12 protein-coding genes are annotated in these 13,958 nt (G+C 44.4%); 8 read left to right on the top strand and 4 right to left on the bottom strand.

What is annotated here, in order from left to right:
• Positions 1–73 precede the first annotated feature (73 nt).
• Positions 74–1,099: an EamA family transporter gene (locus MSG34_RS16100; RefSeq protein ID WP_248338491.1), complete on the top strand. Its 1,026-nt coding sequence runs from the start codon at positions 74–76 to the stop codon at positions 1,097–1,099.
• A gap of 42 nt (positions 1,100–1,141) precedes the next feature.
• Here MSG34_RS16100 and MSG34_RS16095 read toward each other — a convergent pair whose 3' ends face one another.
• Positions 1,142–4,153: an HD domain-containing phosphohydrolase gene (locus MSG34_RS16095; RefSeq protein WP_248338489.1), complete on the bottom strand. Its 3,012-nt coding sequence runs from the start codon at positions 4,151–4,153 to the stop codon at positions 1,142–1,144.
• 321 nt (positions 4,154–4,474) lie between these two features.
• Here MSG34_RS16095 and MSG34_RS16090 point away from each other — a divergent pair, with 321 nt between their 5' ends.
• The 4 genes from MSG34_RS16090 to MSG34_RS16075 all read left to right on the top strand — a co-directional run bounded on the left by MSG34_RS16090 (position 4,475) and on the right by MSG34_RS16075 (position 8,074).
• Entirely contained in the window at positions 4,475–5,221 is a 747-nt protein-coding gene (locus MSG34_RS16090; RefSeq protein WP_050633115.1) for a phosphatase, read from the top strand.
• A 144-nt stretch (positions 5,222–5,365) separates the two neighbouring features.
• A complete protein-coding gene (locus MSG34_RS16085; RefSeq protein ID WP_017059534.1) occupies positions 5,366–5,761 on the top strand; it encodes a cytochrome b562 in 396 nt (131 codons plus the stop codon).
• A gap of 301 nt (positions 5,762–6,062) precedes the next feature.
• On the top strand, positions 6,063–6,413 hold the full coding sequence (locus tag MSG34_RS16080) for a hypothetical protein (protein WP_019825747.1): 351 nt from the start codon (positions 6,063–6,065) through the stop codon (positions 6,411–6,413).
• A 125-nt stretch (positions 6,414–6,538) separates the two neighbouring features.
• On the top strand, positions 6,539–8,074 hold the full coding sequence (locus MSG34_RS16075; RefSeq protein WP_248338487.1) for a PepSY domain-containing protein: 1,536 nt from the start codon (positions 6,539–6,541) through the stop codon (positions 8,072–8,074).
• A 77-nt stretch (positions 8,075–8,151) separates the two neighbouring features.
• On the opposite strand, the gene MSG34_RS16070 is transcribed toward MSG34_RS16075, so the two are convergent.
• Positions 8,152–8,535 (bottom strand): VOC family protein, encoded by a 384-nt coding sequence (locus tag MSG34_RS16070; protein WP_248338485.1) that lies wholly within the window; start codon positions 8,533–8,535, stop codon positions 8,152–8,154.
• Positions 8,535–9,467, bottom strand: coding sequence for a LysR family transcriptional regulator (locus MSG34_RS16065; protein ID WP_248338483.1), 933 nt, complete (start codon positions 9,465–9,467; stop codon positions 8,535–8,537). The genes MSG34_RS16070 and MSG34_RS16065 overlap by 1 nt, the downstream gene beginning before the upstream one ends.
• Before the next feature lie 173 nt (positions 9,468–9,640).
• Here MSG34_RS16065 and MSG34_RS16060 point away from each other — a divergent pair, with 173 nt between their 5' ends.
• Positions 9,641–10,453 carry a helix-turn-helix transcriptional regulator gene (locus tag MSG34_RS16060; RefSeq protein ID WP_248338481.1) on the top strand — a complete coding sequence of 271 codons (813 nt, stop codon included), beginning with the start codon at positions 9,641–9,643 and terminating at the stop codon, positions 10,451–10,453.
• 20 nt (positions 10,454–10,473) lie between these two features.
• On the opposite strand, the gene MSG34_RS16055 is transcribed toward MSG34_RS16060, so the two are convergent.
• On the bottom strand, positions 10,474–11,226 hold the full coding sequence (locus MSG34_RS16055) for an EAL domain-containing protein (RefSeq protein ID WP_248338479.1): 753 nt from the start codon (positions 11,224–11,226) through the stop codon (positions 10,474–10,476).
• Positions 11,227–11,594: 368 nt separating this feature from the next.
• Between MSG34_RS16055 and MSG34_RS16050 the strand changes: the two genes are divergently transcribed.
• Positions 11,595–12,788, top strand: a complete 1,194-nt coding sequence (locus MSG34_RS16050; protein WP_017064793.1) for a glycine C-acetyltransferase — start codon at positions 11,595–11,597, stop codon at positions 12,786–12,788.
• 110 nt (positions 12,789–12,898) lie between these two features.
• Complete coding sequence (gene tdh, locus MSG34_RS16045) at positions 12,899–13,930, top strand: L-threonine 3-dehydrogenase (protein WP_248338477.1); 1,032 nt, start codon at positions 12,899–12,901, stop codon at positions 13,928–13,930.
• The last annotated feature ends 28 nt before the right edge of the window (positions 13,931–13,958 follow it).

Below are 13,958 nucleotides of genomic sequence, written 5' to 3'. Positions count from 1 at the left end.
GTTATGGTTAATATTACTCGCTATTTTTCATTACGTCACGCCTCTAAAATAGATGTCATAGGAGGTGATAATTATGTCTGATATTACCAAGGCGACGACTTTCATGTTGTTGTCGACGTTCAGTTTGTCTTTAAGCGGCTTGATGGCAAAGTATCTATCTGAAGTGATGCCCACTTCGTTACTCAGTTTTGTGCGTTTTTTGTTACCCAGTCTGTTCTTATTTCTTTTTCTGACTTTTTACAAAATCAGCAAGCCGACACTAGAAATGTGGAAACCTTTGGTGATGCGGGCGATCTTTATGGTGGCGTGTCAGTGGTGTTTCCTTACTTCACTGCAAACCTTAACGCTGGTTGAAGGGGTTGTGTTGTTCAGTACGGGTCCTCTGTTTATTCCATTGTTAGAAAAATTAATATTTTCTACCAAGATTCATACAACGACGATCGTGTGTTTAGCTGTCACCTTTGTTGGCGTAGTGATGATGGCGGGGGATTGGTCGCAGTTTGAGTTGGGTTCGGAGTTCTTTAGACCTGCGCTTCTGCTTGGGCTTCTCGCTGGGGTATTTAATTCTGGCTCGCAAGTGAGCTTGTACCGAGCGTCTAAAACCAGCCTGACTCCAGCAGAGCTTAACGCGTGGACCTTTTTAGTTGCGGCAATCATTGTGATTCCAATGGTGGTGTTTACTTCAGTTTCTGCGGTTCCTGATGTTCTTGAAAGCGCTGAAAAAGGCTTCTTGTCGGTGTTGTTGTCTTTTGATGATTTACGCTGGATAGTTCTCGGAGCACTTGGTCTTGCATTGTTTACTATCAATACCCAAATCTTCCGTTCTAAGGCGTATAAGCTGGCAGACAGCGGTTCCCAGTTGGCACCACTGATTTTTACTAACATGCTGTTTAGCGCCTTATGGCAGGGTTTGTTCTTTGATGATGTGTTTTCTACTCAGCAGATGATTGGTATTAACCTGATTGTCGTGGCGAGCATCACCAACACGCTACTAGCGAAAAGACACAGCAAGACGAAAGCCAACCAGAAACCGCACACCACAGTGGCTGTAGCGACTGTAGTGGACGTTGCGGTATTGGACTCGGCAGCTAAAAGCTAACCATTGAGCTATGGCTTATCCTCTGAATGGTTAGCTTAAAACTTAGAACAATGAGCGTATGTACTCTTTTACTCGGTCGATGTGTTCGTGCGGGTCAATCTCGCAGCGTTGGTTCATTTCTAGGAATCGCTCAGCGTATTTGTCATAGATTTTGTTTTCCAAAAACAATAAATACAACTTGGGATCGATATGACCGCTGGTGGCCATGTTGGTCATGATGTTGAGTGATTCGCTTAAGAGTTTGCCTTTCTTATAAGGGCGATCACTAGAGGTCAGCGCTTCAAAGACATCAGCAATTGCCATTGCTCTGGACGGCAGTGGCAATTGGTCTTCGCTTAAGCCTCTTGGGTAGCCCTTACCGTCGATACGCTCGTGGTGTCCGCTAGCGATATCCGGAATGTTTTGAAGGTAAGGCGGGTAAGGCAGCTTGTTGAGCATGGTGAAGGTTTGGATAATATGATCGTTGATCATAAAACGTTCTTCATCGTTTAACGTACCACGGCGTACTTTCAAATTGTGCAGTTCACCTTGGTTGTATTTAACTTCTCCTGGCTTAAGTACAAATGCTTCTTGCCATACATCGGCAGGGTTAAATCCATTGTCCCAAGGTATTTTATGTTCCGGTTTGTCGGCAAGCAGAGGTTCCATGACAGGCAAACCCTCATCCTGACTTGTTGGCTCCGTTCTCTCTTTCTCAACCTCATCTTTTGGAGTGTTGAACCTCTCTTTTTCAGACCAAGACAAACCCAATTGATCATCCAGTGTGCGTTTCCATTGGCGTTTGGCTATTTGGTCTAAGCGTTTTAGCTGCTCTTTCGTCATAGATTCGCCACCAAGGTTACACTCCGCAACAAAGGCAAACTCCTCATCCAGTTCAGACAGGCTTTGTTCGAGTATTTTGAGTTGTTCTTCTTGTAGCGCACCGTTCGCTATGGCTTTCCAATAATCGGTTTCCGCTTGCTGTTTCAACAACTCAAAACGCATTCGCACTTCGTGGATTCGGTCGTAAATGGTTTCCAGTTTTGTTGCCTTGTCTACCACATATTCAGGCGTGGTCACCTTGCCGCAGTCATGAAGCCAAGCGGCGAGCATCAACTCTTCCCACTGTTTGCTATCTAATGAGAATTGCGGGTAATAGCGGTCATCATCTATGGTCGCTTGAGTTAGCCATTTGGTGAGTTCAGGCACTCGCTGGCAATGCCCGCCCGTGTAAGGTGACTTGGTATCAATCGCCGACGCAATCAGCTCGATAAAGGCATTAAGCATGTCTTTTTGTTGCTGCATTTGGTCGATGTTGTCTTTCGCTATTTCCGCAAAGCTGAGCAGCTCTCGTAAAAAGGCGTGCTTATCGGCCTGCATCTTGGTGATCGGTCTTTCATAGCCAATTGCCACAATCCCTACCAACAACTTTTCTCTGTTTAATAATGGAAACAGGTATAGGTCTGAATTGAAGATCGAATCTTGGTAATAGTTGAGAACATTGTCTTCTCTGTTCAAATGGATCGTCTCACCAGACTTAAGCTGACACAGCAACCAAGGGGTATGTTTGATGAAGTCATTGATGTCGGCTTTAAAAGGGAGAATGGCAAGGTTAGCCGCCGTATCAAAAACGTCTTTCTCTTTTGATTGAGTGAAGAGGACAATGGTTTCTGCTTTGGTAATTAAATAGCTTTGATGAGCTATGTTCTTGGCTAAGATCGAAAACTCCTGATTTCCGGCCGTGTCTCGAAGTAGGGTAATCAGATCATGAAGCGTGTGTTCCATGAGCTCAATCGAGTGGGCGAGGTTAGCCACTTCTTGAATCATGCTTTTGGGATAATGAGTACGCCTGAAGTCGAACCGAGCGATGTTGTCGGTGAGTTGCATCAGCGTATTGAGTGGCTGAGACAAGCGATTAGCAACAAACCATACGATAGCGAAACAGATGAACAGCATCCCAATCGCGACCGCAACTTGTTTATCTCGCATCGAGATAAGATCAGCGAGCAGCTCATTGTGTGGCGTCGCTTCTGCCAAGTATAAGGTGACATTTTGAGTCAGTTGAACTGGCGTTAGCGTTAATGCCCAAGTGTTTAAGTTGTACTCAACGTTTTTTAGATTGAGGTTAAACTTCTCTTCATCAGAGATAAGCGGCGCGATGACGGACGCTTTCAATGCTTCCATCTGTTCACGTTTGGGCACATTAAAGAAGCTTTGATCTTGCTCACTGCCAGAGAGTTTTCCCGTCGTTTGGTTATTCGTTTGCTCAGTTTTACTTGTGTCATCAGACTTGGGTATTGATAGCTCAAGTTGATGCTGACCGAGAAGATTAAAATGTTGATCGAACAAGGCGAGTCGGGTTTGCGGAGAATAAGCTAATTCACTGATCTGAGAAGAGAGCGAACTCAACGTAAAATCGGCACCAACCACATGCTTGCCATCGGCAGAACGCCTAGAGAGTGTAATACCATTGGTTTGCAGGAAATAGAACAGATAGGGCTCAGAGAGTTGTATTGAGCCGTCAGGCTTTGCGTTACGAAACCAAGGGCGAGTGGTGGGGTTGAACTTACTCTCTGCTTGTCGAGTACTGATCACTTGATGTGCGCCATCAAGGTAGGTAATAAAGTTTTCACCGTCTAGATTGGTGCTGCTGACCATCATGGTCGCTTTAGCGGGGGCGTTGTTTTCAGCTCGCTGTTTATTGGTGCTTAATGGACGAAAGATTCTGAAGTCACCATCTTCAGAACCATAAAATAGAGCGACCAAATTGGAGTTTTGCTTGAAGATGATATCGACCGAAGCCAGCCAAGAGTCTTTTTCGACAGCGGAAGTTTGATGAGCAACAAACGGGCTCACCGCCATCACATTTAAGGTTGTGATGACCGGGGCAATGGCTTGTTTAAATACTGATTCCAGCTTGTCGCGATGCTCATTACTGATCTCGCGCACTGTGCCTAACAACAGCTCTTGAGAGTGCCGATAACTTATCGAAATCAATACCGCACCGACAAGTGTTGTCAAAATTAGGAAAAGGCTAGTGATGTGGATACTCAGCGGATATCGTCTTCTTCTCATCTAACACTCCAGTTTGTAGACTGGTTTAAGTATTGACGAACTTGGGTAGGTTGCAAAAAATTGGCGCAATTACCGAGTGTGTGCGGTTCGACTTAGATAAGACCAAGCGCTGGCTGGCTCTGGTTAGCCACGTATTCCCGTGTCGTGTAAATGAACCAGTAATAAACCTTTATGTTTGGGTGCTAATTGTCACTTTCAGCTGATAAACTGGTCGAATTGTTGCCATTAGGCACTCATTTTCTGAAGCACTTCTTTCCTGAAAGAGATTCAGAGTTACTTTCTGAAAAACGTATTTTGACCGAGCGAAGAGGGCATTGATTCATGGAACTCAAAGTAGATACTCACACCCACACATACGCAAGTGGTCATGCTTACAGCACATTGATCGAAAACGCCAAGTCGGCAAAGCAAAATGGTTTAGCCATGTTTTGTACCACTGACCATTCAGAATCAATGCCGGGCGCTCCACACTATTGGTTCTTTAGTAACCAGCGTGTACTTCCTCGTTTTATCGAGGAGGTTGCCATCATCCGTGGTGTTGAATCGAACATCATGAACACGCAAGGTGAAATCGATATTCATCCGAGCGTTGATAAGAATCTGGATTGGGTGATTGCAAGCTTCCACGAGCCCGTTTTTCGCCCTTCGGATGTCGCTACCCATACAGAGGCTCTCGTGAATGTGATTAAGGGCGGTCGAATTGATGCGCTTGGTCACTTAGGCAATCCTAATTTTGATTTCGATTTTGAAGCCGTTATTCAATGTGCGGTTGATAACAACGTGGCGATTGAAATCAACAACACCACACTCAAAGGCAATAGCCGAGTTGGCAGTGTTGACCGTTGTTATGAGATTGCAAGAATAGCGAAAGCGAAGGGTGCATTTATTACAACAGGCAGCGATGCGCATTTCTGTTTAGATGTCGGTGGCTTGGATTTAGTCGCAGCATTGTTAGATGAAGTGGGTGTCGATTCGAGTAAAGTGATTACCCATTCGCCAAAGCAGTTCCTAGCCTTTTTAGCCTTGCGCGGTCGTAGTGAAATCCCAGAATATTCAGATCTTGTTTAAGAGAATGTCGGCGGGTTTGCATTTCGACACAATCAATTTTTGTGCCTGACAGATTTTTGTATACACTAGCCGAAAATAATAAAGTCGAAGTGCCACATTACTGTTGGCTCTAGCTTCAAAGACACCGCTTCACTTGGAGAAACAATGAAAACTCGCTCAATCCTTTTATCTGGCTTAATTGCTGCGTCAGTATTGTCTGGTAACGCATTTGCCAATGTAGACCTTAAGAAAAACATGCAAGAAATGAAGCTTGCGTTCAAACAAGCGGCAGAAGCTCAAAGTATTGAAGAGATGCAAAAGCCTATTGTTCGTTTAGATACGCTAGTGGCAGAGCTGAAAACGGGTGTTTACCCAGTCGAGAAAGAAGACAACTTCATGGAAGGCTTCAAAAAGATCAGTGCATCACTGGATAGCATTGAACAGAAGCTAGACCAAGGTGACTTAGCATCGGCACAGCAAGAACTTCGTACTATTGACGGCCTTCGTGAAGAGTACCATGAGAAGCGTAACCCAAGCATCTGGAGCAAGATCTTCGGTTAATTTGTTAATCATGAGTTTGCTAGATAGGTAACAAAGAGCAAAACCTCTAGATTCGATTTCTAAAACGCCGCCTTACATTCCCCTCCTTAGAGGAAGGTGTAAGGCGGCGTTTTTTATTGTCTCTTTTATTGAAAGCCTGCTGTAAAGAGTTGAGTATTACTTTCTTAGCTTTAGTGTTGTAACCAGTATTTAACGAAAAAGAGTGTGCGTTAGCTTCAATTTTTTAACTTGCTGTTAATCTTTACGTTTACCTAAATTCCAAGTCCCTCATAATAAGGGAAATTTATAAAGACTTGGAATAATGCGCCGAACCTCGTTCAACTTCTCCATGTTACTTGCAACAGCATTAAGCTGGGCGCTAGTGACATTAATGCCTGTTATCAATGCTCATGGTAATAGTGCGGGAGTATGGGCGTCGTTATGTACGGTCAATGGCTTTGAATTGGTTCAAATCGAAGAAGGTGAACCTAATACTCATAAAGGAAAGCCGTGTCCGTTTAGCCATTTTTCCACATTTCACCAAGATGAACTTCCCACTACACTACTGACAACTCGACTGAGTTCTATTGTCTCCGACAGCTACGCTTTTTTGGCTCTAAGCGAACGCTACACGAGGCAAGCCCCACGCGGCCCTCCCTTTGATATTGCTTAAACCTAACCCACTAAAATAATTAAAAGATTAAGTATTAAGTATTAAGTATTAAGTAAAGTTAAACATGCTCAAGTTACTTTCTGATTTTTCAGAAGGTAGGTTTGCGTGTGTCAAAGGAAATTATAATGTTGAGAAATGAATCTCAAACCCCTGCGAAAGCACAAGCAACTTCGCAGTCTAAAAGCAGTGCAACAACCGGTTCAGAAACCAATATAAAAAGCAAAGACCGCAATAAAACCCTCTATTTCCTCACATGGCGCTGGCACTTCTATGCTGGGCTATTCGTTATCCCGTTTATGTTAATGCTGAGCATTACAGGCTTGGTGATGCTGTTTGATGACGAAATCGAATTGGCTTTCCACCACGAAGCCATTGAGATTGTTGCATCGGGCGACCCGATTAAAGTGTCACAACAGTTAGCTGCAGTACAACTTCAATACCCACAAGGCTCGGTGACGCAGTTTGTTCCGAGCGAAGCGCCTGATCTCGCTAACCGCTTTTCGGTAGCACTTGAAGACGGCACATCGGTCTTCGCTACGGTAAATCAGTATACTGGCGAAGTGGTCGGAGAGATTCCGCGCAGCGACAGCCTGTACCAACTGGCGAATGATATTCACGGCACTTTGTTGATTGGTGATTGGGGTGATTACCTAATTGAAGTCGCAATAAGCTTGTCTATTCTGTTGCTCATCAGTGGTATTTACTTATGGTTACCGAGAGATAACGCGAGCCGTGCTGGTTTTCTTAAGCTTCGATTTGGTTCAGGAACGCGTATTTTAATGCGTGATCTGCATGCGAATATCGGTGGTACGCTATCGCTTATTCTGTTGTTATTTATTCTGTCTGGATTGGCATGGACAGGTTTTTGGGGCGGTAAGCTTGTTCAAGCATGGAGCACTTTCCCTGCTCAAATGTGGGATGATATTCCATTATCAGACAAAACTCATGCGTCTCTTAACCATGGCTCAGAAGAAGAGCTTCCTTGGAACTTGGAGCAAACACCACTGCCTTTGTCTCAAGATAAGCCAGCAGAACACATTCATCATGTGGAAGAGTCGACGGAACCTCACGACCATTCTAAGATGGGCGAAGATCGCTCTCAACATATGTTGTCAGCAAGCAACTTCGACATTGATGACGTAATTGCAAAAGCATACTCACTTGGCTTTACGCAATACAAGGTCAATTTCCCGCGTTCAGAAACGGGTGTTTACACGGTCACAGCCAATACAATGGGTGGCGATATCATCGATCCAACGCAGGATCGTACCACGCACCTCGACCAATATTCAGGTCGTATTCTGGGGGAAGTGACATGGCAAGATTATAACTTCGTTGCCAAGACGTTAGCTGTGGGTATTTCATTGCATCAAGGTGACATCAGCATCATCAACAAGCTTCTAAATGCCTTGTTTTGCTTGGCGTTTGTTGTTGTTTCTGTGACTGGCGGTGTGATGTGGTGGATGCGCAGACCTTCAGGTCAAAGAAAGCTTGGTACGCCACCGAAGTTCGGTGATGCAGGGCTTTGGAAGACAGGTTTAGTGACCGTGATAGTTATTTCAGTACTGTTTCCACTGGCGGGTGCGACGATCGTGACAGCAATGCTATTGGATTGGTTATTGTTTTCACGTGTCGAGAAATTCAAGACAGCATTGAGTTAATTGATATACAAACTGACCTTCTTTTGAGGAGGTCAGTTTCACATATCAGATGAGGGTCTCTGTTTGCTAAGAAGACGTTAGACTTGATAAAGCTCTAACGGAAGCCCGTCAGGATCGGCAAAAAAGGTAAATGCTTTACCTGTAAATTCATCAATTCGGATCGGTTCGACTTCGATTCCTTGTCCTTCCAAATAGCTTTTGACGTGTTGAACGTCATCCACACAAAAGGCTAAATGTCTCAGCCCTTGAGCTTCAGGGAAGCTCGGCCTTTCTGGTGCGTTAGGGAAGCTGAATAGTTCGATCTGAGCACCATTAGGTAGCGCTAAATCAAGTTTGTACGACTGGCGAGCCTCTCGATAGTTTTCGGCAATTATCTCGAGTTTCAAAATCTCAGTGTAAAAGTGTTTCGACGCGTCGTAGTTTGAACAGATTATGGCCGCGTGGTGTATTCCTTTCAGCATCAGTTTATTTCTCCTGCCAACTTGTCACCTAAGTGCTCCATGGCGTAATCAATGAACACACGCAGTCGAGCGGGCATGTACTTGGTTTGAGCAAACTGCATCGCAATCGCACCATGGTAATTACTCTTGATGGTCCAATCTTCCAACACTTGTACTACAGACCCTTCAGCTAACGCATCTTGAATCACGAAGTCATGGAAAATACCGACGCCGAGACCTTCTTTTACACCTTTTAGTCGCATCTGCGAGTGGTTAACTGCGTAACGCCCACTGACAGGTACCGTGTGAAATTCATCATCTTTAAGGAAGTCCCAAATGTGGTCTTTGTCTGTCTCTGCAAGGTATAAACAGTCGTGTTCAGACAGCTCGGTCGGGTGGTGAGGAATCCCTTTGGCATCTAAATAGTCAGGGCTTGCACACAACACGAGGTTTGTTTTTCCTAACTCTTTTAATACTAAGCTCTCGTCGGGCTTATCGGTCAGGCGGAAAGCAATATCGATGCCTTGACGTAAAATATCAATGTCGCCGTCAGCCGCTCTTAACTTAAGTTGGATTTCTGGATACTGATTTAAGAAAGGCACAATAAAAGGCTGCAGAACCGAATTCAAGAAGGCTTCAGGCGCCGCTACCGTTATCGAGCCTGCAGGTTCGGTATGGTCTGAGGTAGACAGTTCAACGGCTTGTTGAGCTGCGCTGATCATCACCACGCTCTGATCGTAAACCAATTGACCTGCTTGCGTGATGATAAGGGTACGAGTGGTTCGTTCAAACAGTTTCACCGACAGCGCTTTTTCCAAGCGAGTGATGAGCTTACTCAAGGCTGACGGTGTCACACCTAACTGTTTTGCTGCAGCCGTAAAACTACCTTCGTTAACCACCAAAATGAACGAGGCGAGATCCGGAAGCAGGGCGATGAGTTTTGGGTTAATCATAAGTATCCAGTTAAGCGAGTTTCAACGATGAACTTAATGGTAATTGTGAGCGATTTACTTTGATTTGTGAATCAATTTCATTAATTAAATGACGTGGCAAGGCGATGTTGAAGGCTTCATTTATTAACGAGCTTAAGTGAACTACACTGATAAAAAAGCTAGGTAAGTGACCGATGAATAAAGAGAATTTTTCAGAAGAGTTAAAAAGGCTCCGCGAAGCAACCTCAGTTTCTCAAGAAGAGTTTGCAGAGTTACTTTCCCATTCTCATCGAGCATTTTCCGGTGTTAATCAGGTGATGGTGAGTCAGTGGGAAAGGGCAAAGACACTGCCCAGTTTTGTTCGTCGTCTTGGTATCGCAAGCTTCTTTCAGGTGGAGTATGACTTTTCAGTGGAAGAGATGGTTCAAGTCAAAGCCGCAACCAAGAATATGGAACGTCCGTTTAGTGCCGAGATTGGTTACGACTATGAGGTCACCAGCGTAGAGTCATATAGCATGGGTTCGCTTCCTGCGAAAAGGCTTAAGTCGATTCAAGGAATGCATCTTAAAACTTATGGCAAAGACTTTATCGAGGTTGCTCAGTATCTCGGCGTGAGAAAAGAAGATATGCAGGTGCTTTGCTTCTTGTTCGAAGGCGTCATTATTGGGCATGTAGTTTACGACGGCTTCAGCAAAATGCTTTGCAGTGTTGGTGCGGTCAGCGTCGTGATCCGACGTAAGATCTTCGATTACATGGCGGATAATTTGGCAGGCACTGAATTTCGCTTTCCGACTCTTGACCCTGCAATGTCTCAGTTTCTTTATGATCTCTATTTAGAGCCGTACATGAGCAAACTCGGCATGCCATTTTTCAAGGCTGATATAAAGAAAGTGGTGAATAACCCGTTCTCTCAGAACATCCAAAACAAGCATGATATTTACTTTAAGTGTATTCGATATCACGATCTTAAGCAGAAAAAGAAAAGCGTCGAGTTTGTCTTAAGCTAATTCTGCTTGATTACTCACCCTTACATGACAAGTCTAAGGTCAGTCAAAGGCAGTGGCTTTGAATATAGAAAGCCCTGATAGCTATCAAAACCTAACTGGTGGACGAGCTGATGTGTATCCGTATCTTCAACACCTTCTGCCACGGTTTCAATTCCAGACTCTTTGCAGTACGCCAACGTGCGCTTAACCAAGTCTGAACGAGCAGGTTCTGCGCTATTAACAATTGATTTATCAAACTTCACTTCATCAACATTAAGGCTCATCACCTTATTCATATCCGAATGGCCAATACCAAAATCGTCGATTGAGATTTTAATGCCAAGAGATTGAAAGCGTTTAATCTGCTCACAAAGTTGGTCATCCAACTGATCGTTTTCGCTGAGTTCAAAAGTAAGCCGCGTTGCTTTGAACGACGTATTCCAAAGCAATTCACGGACCTTTTCCACGTTATCAGGGTTGGCCAACACCTTCTTGCTGATATTAACTGCCAAGTTCAAGTGAGGTGAGAGAGATTTTACCTCTGTTAGTGATTGCTCAAGAACACTAAAGAAGATCTCTTCTTCGTAACCCAATGCAAACGCACGATCAATAAACACACCTGGAGAGAAAATCCCTTCTTCTGGAATATCTAAACGAAACAGCGCTTCAACACCAGTCACTTTCTCGATACTAGGCTCAACCTTTGGCTGATAAAAGCAGGTGTGCCAGTCGTTTTCGAAGGCTTCTTGTATGATGTGGTCTGATAGGTTCATGTGTTTGGTTTCTCTTCTCATCGTGTTTCATTTGTATAGCGGCGTTGCTGGTGCGCATTCTGAGAGAAGCGGGCATTCATCACTATATCGTTTTGATATGAAAAATTGAGATTTGATATGAAAGCGAAATTAGACGGAAATTAAAGGTGATTTGGCGTTTAAAAGAGCAAGTGAAGGGCGTTAATGTGCCCTGTGTCACTGGGATGAACTATTATTCGTGCCTGTAATTCATTAATGTTTTTCCAACTAAAGGGATAATCGGAACGGGGATGTTCAACTAGAATATAGGCATAAGTTTTACAGTGTAAATGATCGTGTTGAGATCGTTTACATCCCTACATAAAGCGGCGCGCGATGCTGCTAAATAATAACTAGGAAGGAATGAGACAATGTCTTCTGCATTTTACCAACAGATTCAAACTCAAATCGAAGAAGTTAAAGAAGAAGGTCTTTACAAGTCTGAGCGCATTATTACTTCTGCACAAAAAGCAGCGGTTTCTATCTCGACTGGTGAAGAAGTACTAAACTTCTGTGCAAACAACTACTTAGGTCTTGCTAACCACCCAGCTCTTATCGAAGCAGCTAAAGATGGTATGGATCAGCACGGTTTTGGTATGGCTTCAGTACGTTTCATCTGTGGTACTCAAGATTCTCACAAAGAACTAGAGCAAAAGCTTTCTACGTTCCTAGGTAAAGAAGACACTATCCTTTACACATCTTGTTTTGATGCAAACGCTGGTTTATTCGAAACAATTCTAGGTAAAGAAGACGCAATCATCTCTGACGCACTAAACCACGCATCTATCATCGATGGCGTTCGTCTGTGTAAAGCAATGCGTTTCCGTTACTCGAACAACAACATGGAAGAGCTAGAGCAGCAACTTATCGCTGCTAAAGAAGCGGGCGCTCGTCACACACTAATCGTAACTGACGGTGTGTTCTCAATGGACGGCGTAGTGGCTAACCTTCCTGCTATCTGTGACCTTGCAGACAAGTACGACGCACTAGTAATGGTTGATGACTCTCACGCAGTGGGCTTCATGGGCGAAAACGGCGCGGGTACTCACGAGTTCCACAACGTTGTAGACCGTATCGATATCATCACTGGTACGCTAGGTAAAGCAATGGGTGGCGCTTCAGGCGGTTACACTTCTGGTAAGAAAGAAGTGATCGACTGGCTACGTCAGCGTTCTCGTCCATACCTATTCTCTAACTCTGTTGCACCTGCAATCGTATCTGCGTCTATCCGCGTTCTAGATCTTCTTGCGGAATCTGGCGACCTACGTACTCAACTATGGGAAAACTCTGCTCACTTCCGTACTCGCATGGAAGAAGCTGGCTTCACTATGGGCGGTGCAGATCACGCAATCATCCCAATCATGCTTGGTGATGCAAAAGTAGCGGCTGAATTCGCAGAACGCGCACTAGAGAAAGGCATCTACGTTGTAGGTTTCTCTTTCCCTGTAGTACCAAAAGGTCAAGCTCGTATCCGTACGCAAATGTCTGCTGCACACTCTCGTGAGCAACTAGACCGCGCAATCGATGCGTTCATTCAAGTTGGTAAAGACATGGGTATCATCTAATTTTAAAGGGATGCCACGAGCATCCTTTAATTAGATAGAGCAACACCCAGTAGAATATATAGATTTTTGATTCTCGCCTTACAGTTAGGCGAGATGAACTAGGTAACATTATGAAAATTAAAGCACTTTCTAAGCTTAAGCCTGAAGAAGGCATTTGGATGACCGAGGTTGAAAAACCTGAAATGGGTCATAATGATCTTCTTATCCGTATTAAGAAAACCGCAATTTGTGGTACTGACGTACATATCTACAACTGGGATGAGTGGTCACAAAACACAATCCCAGTACCTATGGTAGTAGGTCACGAATACGTGGGTGAAGTTATTGGCATAGGCCAAGAAGTTCGTGGTTTTGAAATCGGCGACCGTGTATCTGGCGAAGGCCATATCACATGTGGTCACTGTCGTAACTGTCGTGGCGGCCGTACTCACCTTTGTCGTAACACAACAGGTGTTGGTGTTAACCGCACTGGTGCGTTCTCTGAGTTCCTTGTGATCCCTGCGTTCAACGCATTTAAGATCCCTGCAGAAATCTCTGACGATCTAGCTTCAATCTTTGACCCGTTTGGTAACGCAGTACACACCGCGCTTTCTTTCGACCTAGTAGGCGAAGACGTGCTAATTACTGGCGCTGGCCCAATCGGTATCATGGCTGCAGCTGTTGCTAAGCACGTTGGTGCTCGTCACGTTGTAATCACTGATGTAAACGAATACCGCCTAGATCTTGCTAAGAAAATGGGTGTGACTCGTGCAGTAAACGTGATGGAAGAGAAGCTTGAAGACGTAATGTCTGATCTTGGCATGACTGAAGGCTTCGATGTAGGCCTAGAAATGTCTGGTAACCCATCTGCGTTCAACAGCATGCTGACTAACATGAACCACGGCGGTAAGATCTCTCTACTAGGTATTCCACCATCAGATATGGCAGTAGACTGGAACCAAGTAATCTTTAAAGGCTTGGTTATCAAAGGTATCTACGGTCGTGAGATGTTCGAAACTTGGTACAAGATGGCTTCATTGATTCAATCTGGCCTAGATCTAACACCAATCATTACTCACCACTACAAAGTGGACGACTTCCAGAAAGGCTTCGACATGATGCGCTCTGGTATGTCAGGTAAAGTAATTCTTGATTGGGAATAAGCCAAAGGAGTAAACACTCCCGAGCTTC

Source organism: Vibrio sp. 1CM2L (assembly GCF_023161695.1).
Classification (GTDB): domain Bacteria; phylum Pseudomonadota; class Gammaproteobacteria; order Enterobacterales; family Vibrionaceae; genus Vibrio; species Vibrio coralliirubri.
This window is presented reverse-complemented; position numbering and strand designations above follow the sequence as displayed.

Excerpts from the sequence above, each read along its gene's own strand:
- MSG34_RS16090 (WP_050633115.1), top strand. The coding sequence starts at position 4,475 with ATGGAACTCAAAGTAGATACTCACACCCACACATACGCAAGTGGTCAT.
- MSG34_RS16070 (WP_248338485.1), bottom strand. The coding sequence starts at position 8,535 with ATGCTGAAAGGAATACACCACGCGGCCATAATCTGTTCAAACTACGAC.
- MSG34_RS16085 (WP_017059534.1), top strand. The coding sequence starts at position 5,366 with ATGAAAACTCGCTCAATCCTTTTATCTGGCTTAATTGCTGCGTCAGTA.
- MSG34_RS16095 (WP_248338489.1), bottom strand. The coding sequence starts at position 4,153 with ATGAGAAGAAGACGATATCCGCTGAGTATCCACATCACTAGCCTTTTC.
- MSG34_RS16055 (WP_248338479.1), bottom strand. The coding sequence starts at position 11,226 with ATGAGAAGAGAAACCAAACACATGAACCTATCAGACCACATCATACAA.
- MSG34_RS16050 (WP_017064793.1), top strand. The coding sequence starts at position 11,595 with ATGTCTTCTGCATTTTACCAACAGATTCAAACTCAAATCGAAGAAGTT.
- MSG34_RS16065 (WP_248338483.1), bottom strand. The coding sequence starts at position 9,467 with ATGATTAACCCAAAACTCATCGCCCTGCTTCCGGATCTCGCCTCGTTC.
- MSG34_RS16100 (WP_248338491.1), top strand. The coding sequence starts at position 74 with ATGTCTGATATTACCAAGGCGACGACTTTCATGTTGTTGTCGACGTTC.
- MSG34_RS16075 (WP_248338487.1), top strand. The coding sequence starts at position 6,539 with ATGTTGAGAAATGAATCTCAAACCCCTGCGAAAGCACAAGCAACTTCG.
- MSG34_RS16060 (WP_248338481.1), top strand. The coding sequence starts at position 9,641 with ATGAATAAAGAGAATTTTTCAGAAGAGTTAAAAAGGCTCCGCGAAGCA.
- tdh (WP_248338477.1), top strand. The coding sequence starts at position 12,899 with ATGAAAATTAAAGCACTTTCTAAGCTTAAGCCTGAAGAAGGCATTTGG.
- MSG34_RS16080 (WP_019825747.1), top strand. The coding sequence starts at position 6,063 with ATGCGCCGAACCTCGTTCAACTTCTCCATGTTACTTGCAACAGCATTA.